The organism is Streptomyces sp. MK37H, assembly GCF_018035285.1.
Classification (GTDB): Bacteria; Actinomycetota; Actinomycetes; order Streptomycetales; family Streptomycetaceae; genus Streptomyces; species Streptomyces endocoffeicus.
In genome coordinates this window covers 1-7,079 of the sequence record NZ_JAAAYH010000450.1, presented here as the reverse complement: position 1 = coordinate 7,079, position 7,079 = coordinate 1, and the positions used below count along the sequence as shown (strand labels likewise).

The 7,079-nt window shown below is 75.2% G+C and carries 2 protein-coding genes; both read right to left on the bottom strand.

What is annotated here, in order from left to right:
* Positions 1–3,441, bottom strand: a 3,441-nt coding sequence (locus GWI24_RS37415) for an ATP-dependent DNA helicase (RefSeq protein WP_210950499.1), incomplete at its 3' end; no start/stop codon positions are given.
* Between the two features lie 128 nt (positions 3,442–3,569).
* Positions 3,570–6,872, bottom strand: coding sequence for an ATP-dependent DNA helicase (locus GWI24_RS37410; protein WP_210950498.1), 3,303 nt, complete (start codon positions 6,870–6,872; stop codon positions 3,570–3,572).
* Between the last annotated feature and the right edge of the window lie 207 nt (positions 6,873–7,079).

Sequence of the window (7,079 nt, the reverse complement as noted above, 5' to 3'; positions counted from 1 at the left end):
CCGGCCGGGCAGTCCGGCGGGGCGGACCACCTCACCGCTGCGTACGTACACGAAGGCCGCCGTGACCGCTGACAGGGGCAGTCCGTGCTGTTCGGCCCAGGCGACGCGGTAGATGGCCAGCTGGAGCGGGTCGGCGTCCTGGGAGCGGCCGGTCTTCCAGTCGACGATCTCGTAGCGCGGGCCGTCGTCGGGGCCGGTACCGGACTCGCGGTACACCGCGTCGATCCGGCCGCGGATGGTGCGGCCCGCCAGGGTCAGCTGGACCGGCACCTCCACGCGGTAAGGAGTACGACGGGCGTACGGCGTGCGGGCGAACGCCTCCTTGAGCGCGGTCAGGTCCCGCTCGTCGGCGATCTCCGCCTCGTCGTCCTCGCCGCCCGGCAGCTCGTCCGGGCCGAGGAAGGGCAGCGGCAGCGCCTCGAAGCGCGATTCGACCCAGGCGTGGAAGCGGGTGCCGCGCCGCGCGGCGGGGCGCGGCGGCCGGGGCATGGGGCGGGCCAGCTCCCGTGCGAAGCCGTCCGGGTCGGCGGCGAGGCGCAGCAGCTGGGACGCGGTGAGCGTGCCCGGCAGGGGCACCTCGTGCACGGTCTCGCGGGCCCGGCGCAGCTCCCCGGCGAGCGCGTCCAGATCGCGGTCCCAGGAGCCGACCAGCCGGGCCTCCTCGGGCGCCAGCTCGCCCTCGGCCGGTTCTGACGTGATTTCGGGCACATCGGGTTCCGGTGCGCCAGGTTGCGGCGTGCCGGAAGGGTCGGGGGGCGGCGCGTCGTCGTGCAGCTCATCCTCGTACGAACCGTAAGGATCCTCCGGAGGCTCGGGCCACTCCGGGTCCTCCGGGGGTTCAAGCTCCTCCGGGGGCTCCGGAAAGAGGTCCCCGTCCGCCTGGGGGTGCCCCTCGGCAGACGCGGTCGGCTCCTCCCCCGCCGTCTCGATACGCGCCAGATGGGCGAGCACCACATCGGCTGCGCGGCGCCGGTGGCGCAGCGCGGCCGGGTCCAGTGGAAGCGGCCAGGCCCGGTCGGCCGCCGACTCCCGCAGGGCCGGGTTCTCCGCGCCCTCCTCCGGCGGTTCGGCCCATGCCTCGATCTCGCCGTACCCCGCCTCGCAGTACTCGCGCAGCGCGTCCAGGAAGCCCGACGGGCCGCGCGGACGCTTCTGGGTGGGGCCCCACCAGTGCCCGGAGCCCAGCAGCAGCGAGCGCGGCCGGGTGAAGGTCACATAGCCCAGCCGCAGCTCCTCGGTCCGCTGATGCCCCTTCATGGCGTCCTTGAAGGCGGCGATCCCCTTGCTGTCCCAGGCGGTGACGTCCGGGAGGGTCCGCGCGTCCCCGCGCAGCTCGTGCGGCAGCACCTTGGCGTTCGCCGTCCAGGACTCGCGGGACTGTTCGCTCGGGAACTGCTTGGCGACCAGCCCCGGCACCGCCACCACATCCCACTCCAGCCCCTTGGCCTTGTGGGCGGTGAGCACCTTGACCGTGTTCTCGCCGCCGGGCAGGGCGTTGTCGAGCCCCTTCTCGTACTGCGCGGCGGTGCGCAGGAAGCCGAGGAAGCCCTGCAGGGTGGCCTGGCCGTCCACGGCCGCGCCGCCCTCCCGGCCCGCGAAGGCGGCCGCGACGTCCAGGAAGTTGCCGAGGGTCTCGCGGCGGCGCGCGGCCAGGGCGTGTGGTGAGGCGGACAGCTCGACCTCGAGCCCCGTGGTGGCCAGGACCCGGTGCAGGACGTCCATCAGCGGATCGGCCAGCGAGCGGCGCAGCTCGCGGAGTTCGGCGGCGAGCCGGGCGAACCGGACGCGTGCCTCGGCCGAGAAGGGCAGCCCGTCGTCCGGGCCGCCGCCCGCCTCCAGGAAGGTGTCGAGAGCGTCGGCGAGGGAGATCACCTCGGCGGGGTCGATGCCCTCGACGGCCTCGGCGAGCCGTCGGTCCGGATCGTCCTCCGCCCCGTCCGGCCCGCCGTAAGAGACCACCGCGCGGGCGCGGCGGCCGAGCAGCGCGAGGTCGCGGGGGCCGATCCGCCAGCGCGGCCCGGTGAGCAGACGGACCAGCGCGGCGTTGGCCCCCGGGTCCTGGAGGACTTCGCAGACCGCCACCAGATCGGCGACCTCCGGCAGATGCAGCAACCCCGACAGGCCCACCACCTCCACCGGAATGTCCCGCTCCACCAACGCGCCCTGAATCTGCGCGAAATCACCCGCCGTACGGCACAGCACCGCGATCTCACCGGGCGGGGTGCCGGTGCGCACCAGGTGGGCGATGGAGTCGGCGAGCCAGGCCAGCTCCTCGGCGTGGGTGGGCAGCAGCGCACAGCGCACCGCTCCGTCCCGCTCGGCGCCGGGCGCGGGACGCAGCGCCTCGACGCCCTCGTGCATCGCGCGCAGCGGAGCGGCCAGCCCGTTGGCGAGGTCCAGGAGGCGGCCGCCGCTGCGCCGGTTCTCGCTGAGCGCGAAGCGCTCGGCCGGGCGGCCGTCGGCGTGCGGGAAGTGCTGGGGGAAGTCGTCCAGGTTGGCCACGGAGGCGCCGCGCCAGCCATAGATGGCCTGACAGGGGTCGCCGACGGCGGTGACGGGGTGTCCGGTGCCGCCGCCGAAGAGACCGGACAGCAGCAGCCGCTGGGCGACCGAGGTGTCCTGGTACTCGTCCAGCAGCACGACCGCGAACTGCTCGCGCAGGATCCGGCCGACCTCCGGGTGGTCCAGGGCCAGGGTGGCCGAATGGGCGATCTGGTCGCCGAAGTCGAGCAGATCGCGGCGGCGCTTCTCCTCGCGGTACGCCTCGACCAGACCCAGCAGCTCCTGGCGGGCGCGGGCGGCCTCGGGCACCTTGCGCAGCGCCTCGTTGGTGAGCCGCGTGCCCTCCAGCGTCCGCAGCAGCTCGGTGTCGTACGCGCGCAGCCGCCCGGTGGGGACGAGGTGCTCGGCGAGCTCGGCGTCGAGCGCGAGCAGATCGGTGACCAGGTCGGAGAAGGGGCGGGTGAGCGCCGGATACGGGCCGGGGGCGGAGCGCAGGACGCGCGCGGCGAGCTGGAAGCGGGTGGCGTCGGCGAGCAGCCGGGCGCTCGGCTCGATGCCGACGCGCAGCCCGTGGTCCTTGAGCAACTGTCCGGCGAAGGCGTGGTACGTGGAGATGACGGGCTCGCCCGGGGCCTCCTCGGTGGCGCCCGGGTCCGGGTCCACGATGCCCGCCGTGACGAGGGCCTTACGGACGCGCTCCGCCAGCTCTCCGGCGGCCTTGTTGGTGAAGGTGAGGCCGAGCACCCGGTCGGGCGCGACCTGGCCGGTGCCGACCAGCCAGACGACGCGGGCGGCCATCACCGTGGTCTTGCCTGAGCCCGCCCCGGCGACGATCACCTGCGGGGCGGGCGGTGCGGTGATGCACGCCACCTGCTCCGGGGTGAACGGGATCCCGAGGAGTTCCTTGAGCTCCTCGGGATCGGTGATGCGGGCTGACACTCCAGTGAGGCTATCGGTGCCCACCGACACGCCCCGCCGCGCCGGTCGACGGGCGCCCCGGAGTCACGGCTTGACGGGCCATGGCGTCAGCCCGGTGCCGCGCCGCCCCAGCCCCGTACGCGACAGCGTCACTCGACCACATGGCGCCCCTCCGCCCGCGCGCTGCACGCGCCCCGGAAGGCGCAGCGCTCGCAGTGGTCGCCGGTGCTCGGGGTGAACCGCTCGTCCAGGACGCGCCCGGCCGCGGTGGCGAGCAGCTGCCCGACCCACTCCCCGTCCGGCGGCTCCTGGGCCTGGACCTTGGGGACGTCGTCGCCGCCGTCCTTCTTGGCGGCGCCCTGCCGCAGCTGGACGAGCTCCGCGCCGCCCGGCTCGGGGCGCCCGCCGTCGAAGACGTCGTCCACGGCGCCCTCGCGTACCGCCAGCTGATAGACCGCCAGCTGGGGGTGGTGCTCGACATCGCCGCGGGTCACGGCCTGCTTACCGGTCTTGAAGTCGACCACATAGGCGCGCCCCTGCGCGTCCGTCTCGACGCGGTCCATGCTGCCGCGGATGCGCACCTTATAGACGTCGGCTTCGAGCGTGACGTCGAAGGAGTGCTCGGTGGCGACCGGGGTGCGGCCGCCGCGCTCCATCACATGCCACTGCAGAAAGCGCTCCAGGGCCGCCCGTGCCTGCTCCTTCTCCTGGCGTGACTTCCAGGGGGCGTCGAAGGCGAGCGCGTCCCATACGGAGTCCAGGCGCTCCATGAGGACCGCGAGATCGGCCGGGGTACGGCCGGAGGCGACCTCGTCGGCCAGGACGTGCACGACGTTGCCGAAGCCCTGAGCGGCCGTCGAGGGCGCGTCCGCCTTCACCTCGCGCCCCAGGAACCACTGGAGCGAGCAGGTGTTCACGAGCTGGTCGAGCGCGCTGCCGGACAGCGCCACGGGCCGGTCCCGGTCGCGCAGCGGAACCTCGCTGTGCGTCGGCTCGTACAGCCCCCACCAGCGGTAGGGGTGGGCGGCCGGGACCAGCGGACGGCCCTCCTCGTCGCGCAGCGCCGCCAGCCGTGCCAGGCGGCGCGCGGCGGCGTCCCGGAGCGCCTCCGAGGCGTCCGGGTCGACGGTGGTGGCGCGCAGCTCGGCGACGAGCGCGGCGACGGACAGCGGGCGGCGCGGCCGGTGGGTGACGTCGATGGGCGGAACGCCCAGTTCGGCCAGGAAGCGGGAGGGCTGGTCCCCGTCCTCGGAGGCAGCCTTGACGGCGGTGACCACGAGCCGCTCCTTGGCGCGCGTCGCCGCCACATAGAACAGCCGCCGCTCCTCGGCCAGCAGCGCGCCCGGCGGCAGCGGCTCGGCCAGCCCGTCCCGGCCGATCCGGTCGGCCTCCAGGAGCGAGCCGCGCCGCCGCAGATCGGGCCACAGCCCCTCCTGCACCCCGGCGACGACCACCAGGGCCCATTCGAGCCCCTTGGAGCGGTGAGCGGTCATCAGCCGTACGGCGTCGGGGCGGACCATCCGGCGGGAGAGGGTGTCGGCCGCTATGTCCTGGGCGTCGATCTCCTCCAGGAAGTTGAGGGCGCCGCGGCCGCCGGTGCGCTCCTCGGCGCGCGCGGCGGTCTCGAACAGCGCGCACACCGCGTCCAGGTCGCGGTCCGCGTTCCGCCCGGCGGTGCCGCCGCGCTGCGCCGCCCGCTCCAGTCGGCCGGGCCAGGGGGTGCCGTCCCACAGCCCCCACAGCGCCTGTTCGGCGGTGCCGCCCCGGGCCAGCGCCTCCCGGGCCGTGCGCAGCAGCCGCCCGAGGTTCTGGGCGCCGCGCGCGTACGCCGGGTCGTGGACGGCCAGCCGCTCCGGCTCGGCGAGCGCCTCGGCGAGCAGGACGTCGGAGGGGCGCGGCACCGCCCGCCCGGCCGATCGCTCCTCCTCACGCAGCGCACGGCCCAGGCGGCGCAGATCGGCGGCGTCCATACCGCCGAGGGGCGAGGCGAGCAGGGTCAGGGCGGTCTCGACGCCGAGGACCGCGGACAGCCCGCCGCTGTCCGGAAGCGCGGCCGTGGCGGCGGCCCGCAGCGCCGTCAGCAAGGGGGCCACGGCGGGCTCATGGCGCAGCGGGATCTCATCGCCGTCCACCTCGACGGGGACTCCGGCCGAGGTGAGCGCCCGGCGCACACCCGGGATCGAGCGCCCTCCGGCGCGCACCAGGACGGCCATCTCGCGCCAAGGCACCCCGTCCTCCAGATGGGCGCGGCGCAGGATGTCGGCCACATTGTCGAGCTCGGCGCCCGCGGTCGGGTACGTGTACGCCTCGACGCGGCCGCCGTCGCGGGTGGCCGCGAGCTCCCGGTGCGCCCTTACGGCTCGCGCGGGCAGCCGGGTGAGCGGCATCCGGCCGGTGATCTGCCGGGTGGCCGCGAGCAGCGCGGCCCCCGAGCGTCGGGAGACGGTGAGGACCTCCATGTCGGCGGGCCGCCCGTCCGCCCGCGGGAAGTCCTCGCGGAAGCGGAGGATGCCGCCCACGTCGGCGCCGCGGAAGGCGTAGATCGACTGATCGGGGTCACCGAAGGCGAGCAGGGTCCTGCCGTCGCCCGCGAGCGCCCGCAGCAGCCGCCCCTGGGCCACGTCGGTGTCCTGGTACTCGTCGACGAACACGGCGTCGTACCGCCCCGCCAGCTCGGCCGCGACCTCCGGCCGCCCGGCCAGCAGCACCGCGCGGTGCACCAGCTCCGCGTAGTCCAGCACCCCCTGGGCGTCCAGGACGTCGAGGTACTCGGCGAGGAAGCCGGCCGCGGCGGACCAGTCGGGGCGCCCGGTGCGCTCGGCGAACTCCCCCAGCGACCGTGGGCCGAGGCCCAGCTCCCGACTGCGGGCCAGCACCGCGCGCACCTCGTCGGCGAAGCCCCGCGTGGTCAGGCAGGCGCGCAGGTCGTCCGGCCAGCGGACGAAGGCCCGGCCCTCGCTCGCCAGCTCGGCCTGACCGGCGAGCAACTCCCTGACGACGACGTCCTGTTCGGGTCCGGAGAGCAGCCGCAACGGATCGACGAAGAGGTCGACGTCCTGATGGGCGCGCACCAGTGCGTAGCAATAGGAGTGGAAGGTCGTGGCCCGCGGGGCGCTCGCGCCGCCCAGGCGCGCGGACATGCGGTCGCGCAGTTCGACGGCCGCCTTACGGCTGAAGGTGAGCACCAGGAGCCGCTCGGGGTCGGCGCCCTCGCGCACCCGGCGGGCCACCGCCTCCACGAGCGTCGTGGTCTTGCCCGTGCCGGGCCCGGCGAGCACCAGCAAAGGACCGCCCCGGTGCTCAACCACAGCGCGCTGCCGTGCGTCCAGGACAGGAAGGGCACCTGGCTCCGGCCGCTGACGGAGCAGGCGGTAGACGCCCTGGGCCGACTGCCGTGCGGACGGCTGCCGTGCCTGCCGCTGCCGCGGAAGGGCCGAGGGGGAGGAGCTCACGTTGGATCGCCGGTCCTGGTGGGTTGGCTGGGTGCGGGACAGCCTCTCATGCGCTGTGGGGCCTCACCCGTATGGCTGTGGATACCGCCGGTACGACCGCGAGCCCGCCGCGCACGCGTACGGCCTCACGCTCACGGCACACCGGTACGGCCGCACGCTCATCGGACGCCCGTACGACCGCGAGCCCGCCGCGCACGCGTACGGTCC